Genomic DNA, 17,387 nt, shown 5'->3' with positions numbered 1-17,387 from the left:
GTTCGACCACGTCTCATTCTTCGGCAGGATAGGCATGTGAGCCTTCTCATCGACCGCCTGCCAGAAGAGATCGACGCCGATCCGGACGCCATCTTCGACGCGTTCGTCGCCTGGAACTCCGAGCGGGGGCTCACGCTCTATCCCGCCCAGGAGGAGGCCCTCATCGAGGTCGTCTCCGGCAGCAACCTGATCCTCGCCACGCCGACCGGCTCCGGCAAGAGCCTGGTGGCGGCCGGCGCGCACTTCGCCGCGCTGACCCGGGACGTGCGCACCTTCTACACCGCGCCGATCAAGGCCCTCGTCTCGGAGAAGTTCTTCGACCTGTGCGCGGTCTTCGGCACCGAGAACGTCGGCATGATGACGGGCGACGCGAGCGTCAACCCGGGCGCGCCGATCATCTGCTGCACCGCCGAGATCCTGGCCAACGTGGCGCTGCGCGACGGCGCCCAGGCCGACATCGGCCAGGTCGTCATGGACGAGTTCCACTTCTACGCCGAGCCCGACCGGGGCTGGGCGTGGCAGGTGCCGCTGCTGGAGCTGCCGGGGGTGCAGTTCGTGCTGATGTCGGCCACGCTGGGCGACGTCGCCATGTTCGAGCGCGACCTGACCCGGCGCACCGGCCGGCCGACGGCGGTGGTCAAGCACGCCGAGCGGCCGGTGCCGCTGGTCTACTCCTACCGGATGACGCCGCTGCACGAGACGCTGGAGGAGATGCTCAGCACCGGCCAGGCGCCGGTGTACGTGGTGCACTTCACGCAGGCCGCCGCGATGGAGCGGGCGCAGTCGCTGATGAGCATCAACATGGCGACGAAGGCCGAGAAGGAGGCCATCGCCGCCATGATCGGCGGGTTCCGGTTCACCACCCGCTTCGGCCGGGCCCTGTCCAGGCTGGTCCGCCACGGCATCGGGGTGCACCACGCGGGCATGCTGCCGAAGTACCGCCGCCTGGTGGAGCGGCTGGCCCAGGCCGGCCTGCTGAAGGTCATCTGCGGCACCGACACGCTGGGCGTCGGCGTCAACGTGCCGATCAGGACCGTGCTGTTCACCGCCCTGTCGAAGTACGACGGCAACAAGGTGCGCCGGCTGCGGGCCCGCGAGTTCCACCAGATCGCCGGCCGGGCCGGGCGCGCCGGGTTCGACACGATCGGCTACGTCGCCTGCCAGGCGCCGGAGCACGACATCGAGAACGCCAAGGCCCTGGCCAAGATCGGTGACGACCCGAAGCGGCGGCGCGGCTACGCGCGCAAGAAGCCGCCGGAGGGGTTCGTCGGCTGGAGCCAGGAGACGTTCGAGAAGCTGCAGACGGCCGAGCCCGAGCCGCTCAACTCGCGGTTCAAGGTGAGCAACGCGATGCTGCTCGCGGTGATCAACCGGCCGGGTGACTGCTTCCAGGCGATGAAGCACCTGCTGACCGACAACCACGAGGACCGCAAGTGGCAGCGGCGGCACATCAGCCAGGCCATCGCCATCTACCGGTCGCTGCTCGCCGGCGGCATCGTGGAGCAGCTCAAGGAGGCCGACGAGCAGGGCCGGCGGGCCCGGCTGACGATCGAGCTGCAGGAGGACTTCGCGCTCAACCAGGCGCTGTCGACGTTCGCGCTGGCCGCCTTCGACCTGCTCGACGTGGAGTCGCCGAGCTACGCGCTGGACATGGTGTCGATCGTCGAGTCGATCCTCGACGACCCGCGGCAGATCCTGTCGGCCCAGCTGAAGAAGGCGCGCGGTGAGGCCGTCGCGCAGATGAAGGCCGACGGGATCGAGTACGAAGAGCGCATGGAGGCGCTGGCGGAGGTCATGTACCCGATGCCGCTGGAGAGCCTGCTGCTCGGCGCGTACGAGACGTACCGGCGGGGCCACCCGTGGGTGGGTGACTACACGGTCAGCCCCAAGTCGGTGGTGCGCGACATGTACGAGCGGGCGATGACGTTCAGCGAGTACATCCAGTTCTACGAGCTGGCCCGCTCGGAGGGCACGGTGCTGCGCTACCTCGCCGACGCCTATCGGACGCTGTCGCGGACGGTGCCCGAGCACCGCAAGACCGACGACCTGGTCGACCTGATCGAGTGGCTGGGCGAGCTGGTCCGTCAGGTCGACTCGTCGCTGATCGACGAGTGGGAGAAGCTCGCCAACCCGGCCGAGGCGCTGGAGCGCCAGGAGGAGCTGGAGGCCAGGGTGCGGCCGGTCACCGGCAACGCGCGGGCGTTCCGGGTGCTGGTGCGCAACGCGATGTTCCGGCTGGTGGAGCTGTGCGCCCTGGAGAAGGAGGAGGAGCTGGCCGAGCTGGCCCCCGACGTCGACTGGGGTGCGGCGCTCGACGCCTACTACGACGAGCACGAGGAGATCCTCACCGGCGCCGACGCGCGCGGCCCGGCGTTGCTGCGCATCGAGGAGGAGAGCGGCCTGTGGCGGGTCCGCCAGACGATCAAGGACCCGGCGGGCGACGGCGACTGGGGCATCGACGCCCAGGTGGACCTGGCCGCCTCCGACGAGGAGGGCCGGGCGGTCCTGCACGTCACCGGCCTCAACCGGCTGTAGGCGGGGCGCCCGGGGACGGGTGCCCGGACATGAAGATAGCCGTGTGCCGGAACGGACTGGCAAGGACGTCCCGGCACGCGGCTGTCTCTATTCATGCTCGCCACGCAACGTCCGCGTCGCGTCATGGCCATGTCTCAAGATCGAGACATTCGATCAGGACCGGGGTGGTGGAGGGCGTGGCTAGCAGGAGGCGATGGCGCAGATCTTGCCGAGCATGCGCTGGGCGTCCTTGGACTGCCGGGCGAAGTCGCCCTTGGCGGGCTTGCCCCACTCCCCTGCCTGCGTGTAGACGACGAGGGCGTTGGCGCGGCGGGCGACCACGGCGCGCTCGCCGCCGATGGCGGGCCGCCGTCCCTGGTAGCTCTGCCCGGTGACGGTCAGCGCCTCGTCGCCCAGCTTGACGGTGCCGGCGCTGTAGCGGTAGCCGCTGATCCGGCAGGAGCCCACGGCCGCGCGCAGCTCCTTGACGGCCCTGCGGGCGGCGGACTCCGACGTGTAGAGGATGACCTGCTCGGACCTGGAGAAGTCGGGCACGGCCGTGTAGACGATCGTGCGCGCCGCGGTGCGGCCGGTCTGGCCGAGTTTGGGGCGTTCGCACGGGTTGACGACGAGCGGGGCGGAGGTCTGGCGGCTCACCGCCCAGGAGGTCTCGGGGTCGTCGTCCTTGACCGTGGCGGCCTTGTCGTACAGGAGGAAGCCGCTGGGGATGGAGACGGCGGCGGCTAACAGGAGAGAGATGACCATGGCTCAAAATAGTACGAATGAGCGATGAGGAGATCCGGCGGGTCCTCGGCCTGCTGTCACAGGACGACACGGTGCGGGCGTTCGCCGCGTTACTGCTCGGCGTGGACGGCGAGCGGCCGGCGAAGGCGCTCGACCGGCTGGCGGGCGGCGGGCTGGCGGAGCGCGGCCCGGACGGGGCGTGGCGGGCCCGGCCCGAGCGGTTCCGCGAGCTGCTGAAGGGGCTCGCCGAGCCGCCCGCCCCGGTGAGCGAGGAGGAGCGGCTGCTGCGCACCTTCCTGGTGGACGGGCGGCTGCGAGCGATCCCGGTGCGACGGGAGAAGCGGCTGGTGGTGTTGCGCTACGTCTCGCGGGCGTTCGAGCCGGGCGTGCGCTACCCGGAGAAGGACGTGAACGTGACGTTGCGCGCCTTCCATGACGACTATGCGGCGTTGCGCCGCTACCTGGTGGACGAGTTGCTGCTGTCGCGGGAGGACGGCTTCTACTGGCGCACCGGCGGCCCGGTCGACGTGTGACCGGACAGCCCCTGACGCCCGGCGCCGAAGATCCTCCCAGGCGCCGGGCGGACAGCGGACGGCGCCTCGGCAACCCGCCCGGTGCCCGGCCCGCGTCCACCGCGCGCCTTCAGGAAGCGTTCACCAGACGCCTTCAGGAGCGTTCACCGCACGCCTTCAAGAGGTGTGAGCGGCCCGGAACGACAAGAAAGCCCCAGACTCCGGCGGACGCCGTGAGCTGGGGCTCTGTCTCCGTTGACCAGGTCAGACCTGATCTGCCATGGAGCGTGGTGGACGATACTGGGATTGAACCAGTGACCTCTTCCGTGTCAGGGAAGCGCTCTCCCGCTGAGCTAATCGTCCTTGGAGGTGGAGACGGGATTTGAACCCGTGTGGACGGCTTTGCAGGCCGCTGCCTCGCCTCTCGGCCACTCCACCGTGCCGAACTCCGAGCGGAAGACGGGATTCGAACCCGCGACCCTCACCTTGGCAAGGTGATGCTCTACCACTGAGCCACTTCCGCGTTGTCGCCCGTCCACTCTAGCGGGTTTTCCGAGCGGATGCTCACTTGCGGAGCTGTCGCGCCACGCTGCGTTCGGTCGCGGGCAGGCTCAGGAAGATCTCCAGGATGCGGGTGAGCCGGTGGACCTCGATGCGGTGGAAGGCGGGCCCCTCGGAGCGGGCCAGCAGCAGGGTGAGCGCGAGCGGCGGCAGCGGGGCGTGGATGACGTGCAGGCCCCCCTCCAGCGTGGCGGCCGTCGGCCGGGCGGGGACGCCGTCGGGCAGCGGCACCTTCTGGGGCGCCCGCCAGCTCGCGTAGACGACGCCGTGCTCGGCGGCCGTGGCGGCCCAGTCGGCGCTGAACAGCACCGGCAGCGAGTCGACGAGCGTGGTCAGCGCCCGGTCGCCGGCCGTGGTGATGTACTTGAGTATCTCCAGCTCGGGGTAGGTGCCCGGCGCCTCGCGGGTGCTCCAGACGCCCTCGACCGACACGCCCTCGACGCCGAGCAGGCCCTTGACCAGGGTCTCCTTGGGCGTGCCCTCGGGGCAGAACACGGTGAGGTCGTCGACCGCCCGGCCCTCTCCCCGGTCGAGCACGGTGACCTGGGTGATGTCGGCTCCGGCCGTGCCGAGGACCCGGGTCACCTGGGCCAGCGAACCCGGGCGGTCGGGCAGCGTGATGCGGACACGTAGGAGCATCCATCCCTCCCTGCGCAGATGCCGCTCCCAGCCTATCGGCGAATACCGGTAGGAGCCGGACCTGCGCTACAACTGAACGGGTGAAGATTGGGCCGATCGAGGTGTGGCCGCCGGTGGTGCTGGCGCCGATGGCGGGCATCACGAACGCGCCGTTCCGGGTGCTCTGCCGCGAGCAGGGCGCCGGGCTGTTCGTGTGCGAGATGATCACGACGCGCGCGCTGGTCGAGCGCAACCCCAAGACGCTGCGGATGATCAGATTCGCCGAGTCGGAGACGCCGAGGAGCATCCAGCTCTACGGGGTGGACCCGGTGACGGTGGGGCGCGCGGTCGCGATGATCGTCGAGGAGGACCTCGCCGACCACATCGACCTCAACTTCGGCTGCCCGGTGCCCAAGGTGACCCGGCGGGGCGGCGGCTCGGCGCTGCCGTACAAGCGGCACCTGCTGCGGCGGATCCTGCGCGAGGCAGTGGCCAACGCCGGCCCGCTGCCGGTGACGATGAAGATGCGCAAGGGCATCGACGACGACCACCTGACCTACCTCGACGCGGGCCGCATCGCGGCCGAGGAGGGCGTCGCGGCGGTCGCCCTGCACGCCCGCACGGCGCGGCAGCACTACGGCGGGGTGGCCGACTGGGACGCCATCGCCCGGCTGAAGGAGGCCGTGTCCGAGATCCCGGTGCTGGGCAACGGCGACATCTGGTGCGCCGACGACGCGCTGCGCATGGTGGCCGAGACCGGCTGCGACGGCGTCGTCGTGGGGCGGGGCTGCCTGGGGCGGCCGTGGCTGTTCGCGGATCTGGAGCACGCCTTCGACGGCTCCTCGGAGCGGGCCCGGCCGACGCTGGGCGAGGTGGCGGCGGTGATGGCCCGTCACGCCGAGGGGCTGGCCGCGTGCTTCGACGTCGAGCGGTACGCGGTGGCCGACTTCCGCAAGCACGTGGGGTGGTATCTCAAGGGCTTCACGGTGGGCGCCGAGCTGCGGCGCGAGCTGGCCACGGCCGAGTCGCTCGACGGCCTGCGGGCGGGGCTGGCGAAGCTGGAGCACGACCAGCCGTGGCCGCCCAACACCGACACCCCGCGCGGCAAGTCGGGCGAGCGCGCCAAGGTGCTGCTGCCCGACGGCTGGCTCGACGACCCGTGGGACTGCGCCGTGCCGGCCGACGCCGAGTCGGACATCTCGGGCGGCTGACGGTCGCCCCCGCCGCCCGGCGCGGCGCGGGTCCCAGCGCACACCAGCAGGTCCGCACACCACGCGTACGGGTGTCAGCGCACGCCGCGCGGCCGGAACTGGACGCTGATGCGTGGCCCGGTGGGCCGGCTCGTCTTGGGGATGGCGTGCTCCCAGGTGCGCTGGCAGCTGCCGCCCATGACGAGCAGGTCACCGTGGCCGAGATCGCGGCGGATCGAGTGGCCGCCGCCGCGCGGGCGGAGCAGCAGGGAGCGCGGGGTGCCGAGCGAGAGGATCGCGACCATGGTGTCCTCGGTGCTGCCCCGGCCGATGGTGTCGCCGTGCCAGGCGACGCTGTCGCGGCCGTCACGGTAGAAGCACAGCCCGGCCGTGCGGAACGGCTCCCCCAGCTCGTCGAGGTAGTGGGCGTTGAGCGCCTCCAGGGCGTCGTCGAGCACCGGGTCGGGCAGCCGCTCACCCTCGTCGTAGAACTTGAGCAGCCGGGGCACGTCGACGACCTTGTCGTACATCCACCGCCGCTCCTCCTTCCACGGCACACCCTCGGCGAGCCGCTCGAACACGACGTCGGCACCCGTCAGCCAGCCGGGCCGCGCGTCGATCCAGGCCCCCTGGCCGAGGACCGTCCGCTCGACCGTGTCACCGAGCGGGCCGAGGGCGATGCCGTGATCGAGGTCGAGCAGTGACGGCTGGAAAACGGCCTTCATGTCGCCGAGTGTAGGCGATGCTTCAAACACCCATTCGACCCAGGGTTCGCCTTCGGCAGCGGCCCGGGCGTGCGCAGGAGCGCATGCCCGGGCCGGGTGACCTGTCGAGGATCCTGGCATCGGGCCGGCGCCTACAGGCAGCCCATGCCGGGTGTCACGGCATGCAGGGGGTCAACACTCCTGGACGACTCCGATGACGCCTCCGGAAATGGTGAGCCCACCGCCCAGGGCGGCGATCCCTCCGCCGATGACCGCCCCGGGATGCCCGCTCGACATCGCCATGACGCCGCCGACGAGTCCCAGGCTCGATCCGGTGAGCTCCGCGGCCTCCTTCACACAGTCCGTGTTGACCACCTTCTTGTAGGGCGCCTTGGCCGTGCAGCGTTCGCTGCCGCTTCGGCAGATGACTTGAGCGCCGCCCGGGAGTGTGGTCGTCTCACGCCACATCTCCCCGCGGGGACTCTTCAGCGTGTATCTCTCGATCGTTTTGTCGCCTTCGCTGTGGCGTGACACGCAGAGGCTGAGTTCGTACCGCTCGACGGTCATGCAGCCGTGGTCCTGAGCGGGTGGCGTGGCGGCGGGCTGCGGCACAAGCGGCTTCGAGCCGATCGCGCCACGGCAGGGAGCCACCCCGTCCGGGCAGTTCGCCTTGTTCGTGTTGACGGGGTAGCGCGGCGCGGGCGGCGGCCGCCAGGGCGGCGGTACCGGGTTGTAGTGGGTGGCGGGGTTGCGCTCGCGCTTCGGCGGGCCGTACCCGTGGTCGCATTCGCCGTCGGGGCACATCGGGCCCTGAGGCATCCGCCCGTCGGGATCGCTGAGCGTCACCGGCGTGTTGTTGGCGTACGAGTACGCGTTCAGGTGCTCGGGCGTGCCCGGATCCAGCAGGGGATCCACCGAGAGGAACTTGCCGCCCGACGTGTCGTAGTCGCGCACGCCCAGCTTGGTCAGCCCGGTCGCCGGCTCGGCGATGCCGCCGACGAACCCGCGGCTCGACGGCCAACCGGCCGGCGCCTGCCCGCGCTGCTTGCCGAACGGATCCAGCCGCCGGTGGACGACCTGCAGGGTGGTCGCGTCGATCGCGGCGACGTCGCTGCTGTTGTGGTCCTGTGCCAACCAGGTCAGCGCCGTGGCGGTCCGCATGCCGATCACTTCGCCGTTGTGCCTGTAGTAGCGGGTGCCGGTCCGCCGGCCGGTCGCCTGGTCCCAGCGGACCTCGCCGCTGTCCAGGTACAGGGTGGAGCCGGTGCCGTCCCGGCTGATCAGCAGGTCTCCGTCTGGTTCGTAGACGGAGCTCGTCCCGGCCGAGGTGGACGCCAGGCGGTCCTCCTCGTCCCAGTCCAGGGTCTGGGCCGTGCCGCCAGGCCCTGGCCGGGTCCTGGTCGAGCCCGTCTCGTGGTAGCCGAAGGCGTCGGTTCTCGTACCCGCCGGACCGGTCGTGGTCACCTGCAACGGCGCGTGCGGGCGAGGCTGGCCCGTGGCGGGGTAGTCGGACCGGCGTACCGTGTCGCTGGCGCCGGCGAGACCGTGCTCGGTCTCGGTCTCCCTGTTGCCGATCGCGTCGTAGCGGTAGCTCGTCCAGTAGGGCGCCGGACCGTCGACGGTGCTGCCCGCGGCGAGCGCGCAGTCGTCGGTGGTCGTGCTGCCGGCCGTCCACACCTCGGTGAGCCGCCTGAGGTAGTCGTAGCCGAAGCATTGCCGGTCGGTCCGCTGCCCGGGGACGGTCGTCACCAGCTTGGTGACGTTGCCTTCCTCGTCGTGCGTGTAGCGCATGTCCGGCTGGGCGCCGACGACCTTGCGCGTCTCCACGGCGATCTGGGACAGCCGCCGTGTCGCGGGGGCGTAGTCCTTGAGCGTCCACGCCTCGTTGTTGACCACGCCGCGGCGGATCATCTCCACTTCGCCGAACTCGGTGTAGCGCGTGTAACCGACGTAGCTGTGGGTGTCGTTGCCGACGAAGCTCAGCTTGCCGAAGTCGTCGTAGCGGTAGTTGATCTCCTCACCGCCCAGGTCGCCGCCGAGCCTCGGCACGTTCTCCCAGGTCAGCGATCCTTCGGGGCCGTAGGTCGCCTTGGAGCGGTAGGTGCCGGCGAGTCCCGGCTCGGCGGCCGGGATGGTGATCAGTTTCTCGGTGACGTTGTAGGCGGCGTCGTAGCCGACGATCTCGGTCCTGTACGGCCGGCCGTCGACGAACCGGGTGCTGGAGGCGAGCTGTCCCCGCGCGCCCGGCACCGTGTCGTACGTCTTCTTGGTCAATGTCGTTGCGGTGTCCGATCCCGTGCGGGTCGCGATGGTCTCGTACTCGCGGCCGCGTTCGTCGTACCTGTACGTGATGCTCCGGCCGCGGGCGTCCGTCCGTCGGATCAGCTGGTCCCCGTCGTCGTACTCCATCGTGGACGTGCCCTTGTCCGGGTCTCTGGCCTCGATCCGCCGGCCGCGCACGTCGTAGCGGTAGGTCCACTGATTGCCCGCCGGGTCGGTGAGCGCCGTCAGACGGCCCGCCTTGTCGTAGGCGTACTTCGTGATGACCCCGGGCTGCCCGGCCAGAGTGTTGAGCTGGTGGAGCTCGGTCGTCCGGTTCCGGGCGTCCTTGAACGTCATGGTCGGTGTGCCGCCCTTGGGAGGCCTGACCACGGTATGGTCCCCGCGGTGCTCGGTCGTGGTGACCCACGTGCTGGAGAGCGGCCGGCCCTGGCTGTGCAGCTCGGACCTGACCTCCCGGCCGGCGCCGTCGTAGGTCAGCACCCTCTGCGAGGGAATCTGCGCGTCTCCGGAGGTCGGGGCGAAGAGGTTGCCGTTCGCCGCCTGTCCGTCGAAGTACTCGCCGTTGCGTTTGACCTCGAGACCGCGCGTGTCGCGGAAGGTGTCGGTGATGACCCTGCCGGTGCGTCCGCCCTCCAGCCACGCCGGTTCCTGGGTCTGTCTCGGCCGCAGGAAGCCGTCGAGGAGCACGTACGAGGTCCGGGTGTTGAGCCCGGCCTGCAACGACTCCGTCGCCACGGAGCTGGCGCCGTCGTTACGGATGTTGTAGGTGAACCGCGTGTGGGGGCTGTCCTGCCCCTTGGTCCGGCCCGGCATCCACACCGCGGTGAGGCGGCCGAGCCCGTCGTAGGTCATCTCGGTCCTGCGGCCGTTGATGTCCGTCGTGGACAGCGGTTCGGGAAACGCCGGATCCATCAGGGCCGTCGTCCTGGTGTTGCACGCCGGGTCCGTCGCGGGCTCCGCGGCCGTGTCACATGCCGGATCTCTGGTGAGGACCGTCGTCGGCGGACCTGTCTCCGGATCGTAGGTCGTGGCGTCGGTCCTGCCCAGCGCGTCGGTGACCGTCAGCGGCCGGCCGTAGGCGTCGTAGGTGGTCTGCGCGTCGAGAACGTAGACCGGCTCACCGTCGACGTAGTCCTTGAGCCGCTCCTTCCTGGTGGCGAACCCGGCGGTCGGCGCCGCGCCCAGCGCCTGGCCGTCGTAGTGGATGCGCTCGTCGGAGATGGCGTCACGCGGGAACGTGGGAGTCGTGCCGCAGGCGGCGCCGACGGTCGTGACCTGGCTGGGCAGGTCGAGAATCCACAGGTCGCGGTTCTTCGCGTAGGCGGTCGTCGTGCACCGGTCGTCATCGGCCTCCGCGACGTCGCCGAGGTCGTTGACCGTCCTGACCCTGTGGTCGTCGTCGTAGGTGTAGCCGATCTCGGACCTGCGGACCCCGCCGGCCGCGAGCGTGGTGCGGCCGAGCGTCCTGGCCGGTTTGACCACGTAGGCGTGGGCGGTGCCCTGGCCGGCGGTGTTCACCCGGTAGGGCAGGTTCAGCGTGCCGCTGACCTCGGGGCCGTTCACCCCGTCGAGCGTGCGTTCCTCCAGCAGGAACCCCTGCAGGCCGTCGGAGTCCTCGTGCTCGGCGGTCGTCGAGTCCGCGACCTTGGCGGTTCTGCTGCCGCCGTCGCGGTTGAGCCGGTCGCCGTGCATCCCGCGGAAGTAGCGGTACTCCTTCTCCGTCTGCCGCACCCCCGGCTCGGACGCCGGGTCACCGGTACGAACCCTGACCAGGCCGTAGCCGCGCCACTGCGTCCAGGACCGGTTCTCCGGCTTCTGCATGGGGTCGTCGTTGTAGTGCCAGGCGCCGCCGCCGAAGTAGTGGTAGGACGTCTTCTCGATCTTCCCGCCTCCGACGCGCTCGTCGGCGTTGACCTCCGCGACCACGTACTTGCGGAACCAGTCGTTCTTCGCCTCGGCTCCCTTCGGCGTCCAGCGCACCGGGAAGCAGCGCAGCGCGTTCGCCTCCGGTGCGAGCTGGGCCAGCCCGCTCGCCGGGCAGTCGTCCGGCGCCCAGTTGATCTCGGTGCGCCCGCCGCTCTCGTTGTAGACCGTGTGGATGCGGTACTTCTGCATCGGCAGCAGCCCGTCCTCCGGCGTGTTGACCCGGTTCGGTTCGGGCGTGCCGCGGAACTCGATCGGCGGGATGGTGGTCTGCCGGCCTCCGGCGAGGCCGACCCGGGTCAGCTTCTGCAGCCAGAGCGCGGGATCCGACGAGTCACCGGTCAGGGGGAAGCCCTGCTCCAGGGTCCAGGAGTCGACCGGCTTCCCGCCGATCGACGTGGTCACCTTGGCCAGCCGCTTGGTGCTCCAGAATGTCGGGGAGACCTTCCCCGAACAGGTGGCGTCCGTGCACTCCTGGTCGTAGGGGACGTCCGGGTAGCTTTCCTTGGTGTGCTCGGCGCAGTCGGCGCCCGTCCGGCAGCGGTCGGCGCTCTCGAAGTCCACCATCGCGGTGGCCGGCACGCCGGCGCGGGAGCCGTACTCGACGCGGTCGAGGGTCCCGCCGCGGGTGTACGCGACCTTGGCCTGCGCCATGTTCAGGCCGTAGTGGTTGATCTCTTTGTCGTAGAAGTAGGTGATGGTGTTGCCGGCACGGTCGACGACGTGGTCGAGGTTCCAGCGCCACGCCTGCTGGCACCAGGAGGCGCCGAAGCCGGAGGCGTTGTTGCACGGCTCGCCGGCGTTGTTGCCGAACACCGGCACGGTCCAGGTCGAGTGGGTCTCCGGCTTGCGGCCGAAGTAGTACTGCGTGCCCCCGGTGGTGGTGACCCGCCAGTACTGGCCGTCGTGATCGCCGTTGCCCACGCCGGACACCTGCTCCACGCGCGAGCCGTCATCGTCCTTGAGCCGCCAGACCCTGCGGCCGCTGTCGTAGAGCAGTTCGGACGCCTTGCCGTCGAAGACGATCGAGGCGTGGTCACCGGCCCAGCACATGTCGCCGGTGTCCTGACCGGTGACGCCGTCGTCGGCGCATCCCTTGAATCGCCATTCGACGTAGCCGGACCACAGGGACCAGCCCTCGCCGACCCAGGAGACCTGGTTGTTGGTGGACGCCGTCCGGCCGTCCACGCTGCCCGAGGAGTACGACAACGCGAACTCGGGTACCAGCCCGCCCGGCACCGCGGGCGCGGGCAGCGGGTACGACAGGGTGAAGCTGCCGCTGTTGCCGCCGGCCGCCCACTGCATCGACGGTGACAGCGAGGTCGCCTTGTAGTCGCCGGTCTGGCCCTCGGGGGCGGGGTCCAGGGCGTACACCGCTCCGTCCGTCGCAGCCGTGACGCGTGCGAAGGCCTTGCCGGCCCTGGCGTCGTTGCGGGTCGGGACGAGGGTCTGCCGGCGGCATTCGGGCTTGTCCGGGTCGGTGAGCGCGCAGGCGGGCAACGCGACGACCCTGAGCCTGGCGCCGAAGTCGCCGCCGAACGCCCGCCGGAAGCCGGAGTAGTCGAGTTCGAGATCGACCGGTCCGTTGCCGGGCTTGCCGTCCGTACGGCGCACGTCCACGACCAGCCCGCGTGCTCCCACGCTCTCCACGGCCGCTCGGTCCCACAGGTTGACATGCACCTTCGCGGGCGAGGGGGCGCCGTTCCGGTCGGACGTGGCGGCGCGGACGGCCACCGGCGACACGCCGACGCGCATGGCCTTGGCCGCCGATTCCAGCTCGACCTCGGCAGCGGCGGGCGCCGGCCACCTCACCTCCGTCCTGCCTCGCAGCCGGCCCTCCCACGCGGGATCGGCGGGTTTGGCCGGGACCGCCAGGGTCTTGCCGTCGACGTCCGCTGCCCGGCTCAGCGGCGCCGGATCGCCTGGCGGTCTGTCCGCCACCGCGGTGGCGGTGGCCGGTAAGGCCACCACCAGGGAGATCCAGAGCGTCGCGGCCAGGCCGAGCGCCCTTCCGACAGGTGAAGATCGCATCTGATCCCTTTTCCGTAAGGCTTGGACGAACCCCGCGACGGCACGGATCTGTGGCCGACGGCGTGGCGTCATCGGATGGCGGGTCGTGGAAGGCGATGGTCGGGCTCGGTGGGCCCCCCGTAGTGGGTGGTCCATCGGGCCCGTTCCTCGCCGGAGGGCGGGCTTACCCGGTGATGCGGGCGGGGTCGAGACCGAAGCCGAGCGACCCGAGGACCTCCTGCCCCTCGCAGTCGGGGTCGGTCGATTCGAACCGCTCCCTGATCTGGCCGATGTCGGCGCAGCTGAACAGTTCCTGCGCGGCGGGATCGTCGGGCCGCCGCGGCCAGATCCAGCCGAGCATCTTGAGCCGCTCGGCCTGGTCGCTGCCGCACGCTGCATCGTTCGAGGCGTAGGTGTCCGTCCCCGAGCGGCACAGGTGGAGAGGGATCAGCCCGGTCACGTCGCCGGAGCGAAGCGCGATGAGATCGCGCCGCACCTGGTACAGGGCCGGCACGTTGCCCACGTCACTCCTCCGGTCCGCCGGGCCGTCGAAGGTCCGGTAGCTCGACAGCAGCGTGTACGGCAGCACGTAGCCGAGCTCCCCCTCGACGGTGTGGCCCTCGCAGTCGGCGGTGACCGAGTCGAAGTGCTCCTGCCAGCCGTCGCGGACCTTGCACCGGGTCACCTTTCTGGGCGTGATGCCGGGCGGCGGGCTGCTGTAGACCGGCCCGAGCGGCCCGAGCGACTTGTGGCCCTCGCAGTCCGGCGACCTCGAGGTGAATCCGTTGAAGCTCCCGCTGGCGGTGACGGAGACGCAGCTGTAGAGCATGTGCGTGCCCGGCGTGCCGGGCGGCGCGTAGAAGCCGAGCGTGTTCTCCCTGCGGTACTCCACCGGCATCGGCCCGTTGCCGCTGCGGTGATCGCCGCGCAGGTCGATGAAACGGCCGTGCGCGGGCAGCCGGCTCCGGTCGGGCAGCGGCGAGCTCGCCTCCGCGTCGATCTCCCCGGCACTGCGCACCCCGCTGTGGACGCGCACCTCGTCGATGGCCCCCACCCACGGGTCGACGTTCCTGCCCAGGTACAGGGCGCGGCCGATCTGGAACGCGCCCGCGGCGTTCCACTTCGCGGCGGGCACGGCCCGCGGCGCGCCGCTCTGCGCGCCGTTGACGTACAGCCGCAGCTCGGGCACCGACTCGTCGTAGACCGCGGCCAGATGCGTCCACGCGCCGTCATGGACCGCCTCGGTCGACGTGACCTGCGGCCGGGCCGACGTGCCGCTGTCGGCGTCCGGCACGACGAACTGCCACGACGGGGCCGCCTCACCCTCCCCCCAGCGGTACTGCAGGAAGAAGCCGCTCATGACGCTGCCCGACTGCGCCGCGACCGTACGGACGCCTCTGGCGAGCTTCGCCGGTCTCACCCAGGCCGACACCGTGAAGCTGTCGTCGGTCCGGACGGCCGGCCCGTCGGCGACCACGTGGTCGCTTCCCTCGTAGGTGCTGTCCATCGCGAACCCGGTCGTGCCGTCCCGGCCCGTCGTCCAGGACCGGGCCGGGAGGGCCGCGACGCGCGGGTTGCCCGTCGCGTCGTGGGTCGTGACGCCCGACCCCTCGTCGAAGGCGAACACCGCCTCCTGCAGCGAGGTCTGGGCGAGCGCGTCCAGTTCCGAGGGGCCGTTGTCGATCCGGACGTCGGACAGGGCGCGGTCGTGGACCTTCACCTCGTCGATCGCTCCCGGCCAGTAGTCGCCGATGGTGTCGGCCCACATGCCGCGCCCGATCTGCAGGGACTTCGGCGCGGCGCTCCCCCAGAACCCGTCGTGCGGGCTCTCACCGGCGAGCAGGCCGTTGACGTACAGCCGGATCTTCTTCGCGGTCACGTCGTAGGTGCCCGACAGGTGCGTCCACACGCCGACGCGCGGCAGGAAGCCATCGTCCATCGCGACGGCCGAGTCGATCCGAGGCGTCGTGGAGTCCTCCGACATCATGGAGAACGCCCATCTGCGGGTGCTCTCGCCCTTGTACTGCAGCGCGAAGCGGCTGACGTGCCCCCCGTCCTGGCTGACCGCGGTCACCCACCGGCTGCCCGGATCGGTGTCCAGCCGCACCCAGGCGCTGACCGTGAAGCTCGCGGTGGTGTCGAGGGCGGGACCGTTGCGCGTGCTCACGTACGAGCCGGCGGCGCCGGAGAAGTCCAGGGCCCGGCCGGCCCTGCCCTTGGTCCACAGGGCCTTGCCCGCGGGGAAGGAGCCCGGGTGGTCACCGGTGGAGTCCCTGACCTCGGTGTCGAGATGCTGCCCCTCCAGCCGCCAGTGGCCGGCGGGAGGCGTGGGGCCGTTGACCCGGATCTCGTACCGGCGGACGTTGCTCAGCTCGGGCCGGAGCTCGTTGTCCTGCCCGACGTTGCCGGCTCTGTCCTCGATGGTGACGTCGAGCCGGATGGGGTCGGCCGTCGTGGGCGCGATGTCCACGGAGGCGGAACCGTTCACCGCCGGAACGGACTTCCAGCCCTGCCCGCTGACCCGGTAGCGGAACCCGGCGGCGTCCGCCAGGCCGGCGGCGTCGAAGAGGAACCGGCCGGACTTGCCGGGCGCCCCGCTCGACACGCCCTCCGGATAGTCGGTCGACGAGACCGTCGGCTTGCGGTCCGGCGCCGTGGTGTCGACGCTGATCTCGCACCAGCGGGTCCAGGGGGACTCGGCGCCATGGGGGTCTCTGGCCTTGACGCGCCAGGAGATCCGCGAGCCGTCGCGGTACAGGCCGGCCGGGGCGGTCACCTGGAACTGCGAGCCCGATTCCTGCTCGCCGACCACGGCCTCGTGCAGCGGCGCGGACCCTCCCGAGTTCCAGAACTCGAAGACCGCCGTCAGCCTGCCTCCGTCCGGGTCGTCGAGTCGCGCCTTGACCGTCGGTGTCGTCGTGGTGACGTACGGCTCGTCCGGGGCGTAGGCACAGCCGGGCTTCGGTGCTGCGGTCAGCTCGCCCGGGGTGTGCGGGTACTGGTTGAACCTGACGATCAGCTTCGGGTGCTCGCCCTGGGACGTGGTGTCCCATTTGCGCCAGCCGTACTTGTCGTTCTCCGGGCCGCTGAGCCGGAACGTCACGTGGTCCGTCCTCGCGTTGGACCACGCCACGTCGGAGCCGACGTCCCAGCCGACCCACCGGGCACCGCAGCCGGTCCGTCCGAAGCCGCTTTCCCAGCGTTCCTGGGTGTGTCCGGTGCCGGGCTGGTTGGCCCACGTCGTACCGCTCCAGACGCCGTCCGAGTGCGCCAGCCAGTAGGTGCTGTTGGCGCAGGTCGCCGAATACCCGCCGAGGATGTTCAGCTCGGCGCCGAGGACCTGTTTGTCCCGCATGGAGCGCAGGTCGAAGTGGTAGAAGGAGCGGACGGTGACCGGAGGCCAGTCCCAGTCGCCCGAGTAGCCGGCGCGAGCGCGCATGTCGCTGCCCATGTTGGCGCCGTTCCAGTAGGAGTCATGCGGATACTGCGCGTACACCGACGTCCAGCCGAACTGGCCGACGGGCCACCACTGCTCGGCGATCCGGATCGGGAACCCGGCGTCCGGGTCGTCCAGGATTCCGGTGTCGGGCGTGATCACGATCTCGTCCCCGGAGGAGGTGATGGCCGAGTGGCCGCGGCGGGTGCCGGGATCGCCGTCCGGCCGGGAGTCCTGCACCACGGAGGTGGGCGACTGGAAGATCGCCTTCCCGGCCGCGGTGACGGCGGTCCGCACGCCTTTCTCGGTCTTCACCGTCAGGCCCTCGACCGGGATGCGGATGTCGCGCAGCGCCGGATCACGCGCGGCGGCGCGATTCTTGACGATCAACGCGTAGCCGAAGCCCTGCTTGAACGTCTCCAGATGCAGATCGACGCCCGGCAGCACCTCGCGATAGATCGCCTTGTGGCCGTCGAGCTCGGGCGTGGGAAGCGCCGTGGGCCAGCGCAGCACGAGCCGATCGGCGCCGGCACCGAACTCCGCCAAGGCGGCCGTGCCGCCACCGGAGTAGAGCGTCGGTGTGACGGTGGCCGCGGGCGCGACGCGGCCGTCCTGGCGGGCCTTCACGGTCGTGTCGACGTCAACCCAGTCCCGTCCCCGCCGGACCCGCACCGGCTCGGCCGACTGCTCCATCTTGTAGGAGCCGTCGGGCTGCGCGAACACCTGGGCGCGCTCCGTACGCTGGGACATCACCTCCACCGGTTTCCCGGTGACCATCGCCTGCTCCTCGGCGGTCAGCGCCACCGACTGCGCCGCGGCGGGGAAGACCGGCATTCCCTGCAGAACCGACAGCAGCACAAAGCTGCGGACGAGTAACCTTCGCACGCTCGCC

The 17,387-nt window shown here is 70.8% G+C and carries 8 protein-coding genes and 3 tRNA genes; 3 read left to right on the top strand and 8 right to left on the bottom strand.

Going from position 1 to position 17,387, the window contains the following annotated elements; genetic code table 11:
- The first annotated feature begins 36 nt into the window (after positions 1 to 36).
- On the top strand, positions 37 to 2,535 hold the full coding sequence (locus CXR44_RS10525) for a DEAD/DEAH box helicase (protein ID WP_101784976.1): 2,499 nt from the start codon (positions 37 to 39) through the stop codon (positions 2,533 to 2,535).
- A gap of 180 nt (positions 2,536 to 2,715) precedes the next feature.
- On the opposite strand, the gene CXR44_RS10520 is transcribed toward CXR44_RS10525, so the two are convergent.
- Positions 2,716 to 3,279 carry a hypothetical protein gene (locus CXR44_RS10520; protein WP_101784974.1) on the bottom strand — a complete coding sequence of 188 codons (564 nt, stop codon included), beginning with the start codon at positions 3,277 to 3,279 and terminating at the stop codon, positions 2,716 to 2,718.
- A gap of 17 nt (positions 3,280 to 3,296) precedes the next feature.
- Between CXR44_RS10520 and CXR44_RS10515 the strand changes: the two genes are divergently transcribed.
- Positions 3,297 to 3,791 carry a DUF2087 domain-containing protein gene (locus tag CXR44_RS10515; RefSeq protein ID WP_180903299.1) on the top strand — a complete coding sequence of 165 codons (495 nt, stop codon included), beginning with the start codon at positions 3,297 to 3,299 and terminating at the stop codon, positions 3,789 to 3,791.
- 267 nt (positions 3,792 to 4,058) lie between these two features.
- Here CXR44_RS10515 and CXR44_RS10510 read toward each other — a convergent pair.
- The 4 genes from CXR44_RS10510 to CXR44_RS10495 form a co-directional block, all read right to left on the bottom strand.
- Positions 4,059 to 4,133 (bottom strand) — tRNA-Val (locus CXR44_RS10510).
- Position 4,134: 1 nt separating this feature from the next.
- Positions 4,135 to 4,208: transfer RNA gene (locus CXR44_RS10505), tRNA-Cys, on the bottom strand.
- Between the two features lie 13 nt (positions 4,209 to 4,221).
- Positions 4,222 to 4,293, bottom strand: a tRNA-Gly gene (locus tag CXR44_RS10500).
- Positions 4,294 to 4,334: 41 nt separating this feature from the next.
- The gene (locus CXR44_RS10495; RefSeq protein ID WP_101784971.1) at positions 4,335 to 4,970 is read right to left on the bottom strand and encodes an ACT domain-containing protein; all 636 of its coding nucleotides are present in this window, start codon (positions 4,968 to 4,970) and stop codon (positions 4,335 to 4,337) included.
- Between the two features lie 80 nt (positions 4,971 to 5,050).
- Here CXR44_RS10495 and dusB point away from each other — a divergent pair, with 80 nt between their 5' ends.
- Entirely contained in the window at positions 5,051 to 6,160 is a 1,110-nt protein-coding gene (gene dusB / locus CXR44_RS10490) for a tRNA dihydrouridine synthase DusB (protein WP_101784969.1), read from the top strand.
- 74 nt (positions 6,161 to 6,234) lie between these two features.
- Here the strand turns inward: dusB and CXR44_RS10485 are convergent, their stop codons facing one another.
- The 3 genes from CXR44_RS10485 to CXR44_RS10475 form a co-directional block, all read right to left on the bottom strand.
- Positions 6,235 to 6,864: an alpha-ketoglutarate-dependent dioxygenase AlkB gene (locus CXR44_RS10485; protein ID WP_101784967.1), complete on the bottom strand. Its 630-nt coding sequence runs from the start codon at positions 6,862 to 6,864 to the stop codon at positions 6,235 to 6,237.
- A 171-nt stretch (positions 6,865 to 7,035) separates the two neighbouring features.
- A complete protein-coding gene (locus CXR44_RS10480) occupies positions 7,036 to 13,080 on the bottom strand; it encodes an RHS repeat domain-containing protein (RefSeq protein WP_144069921.1) in 6,045 nt (2,014 codons plus the stop codon).
- A gap of 163 nt (positions 13,081 to 13,243) precedes the next feature.
- A complete protein-coding gene (locus tag CXR44_RS10475) occupies positions 13,244 to 17,380 on the bottom strand; it encodes a LamG-like jellyroll fold domain-containing protein (RefSeq protein ID WP_144069920.1) in 4,137 nt (1,378 codons plus the stop codon).
- Between the last annotated feature and the right edge of the window lie 7 nt (positions 17,381 to 17,387).

Origin of the sequence: Nonomuraea indica, from assembly GCF_002850745.1 — a bacterium.
Classification (GTDB): Bacteria; Actinomycetota; Actinomycetes; order Streptosporangiales; family Streptosporangiaceae; genus Nonomuraea; species Nonomuraea indica.
Note: the sequence above shows the minus strand (reverse complement) of the source record. Positions and strands in the feature narration are given on the sequence as shown.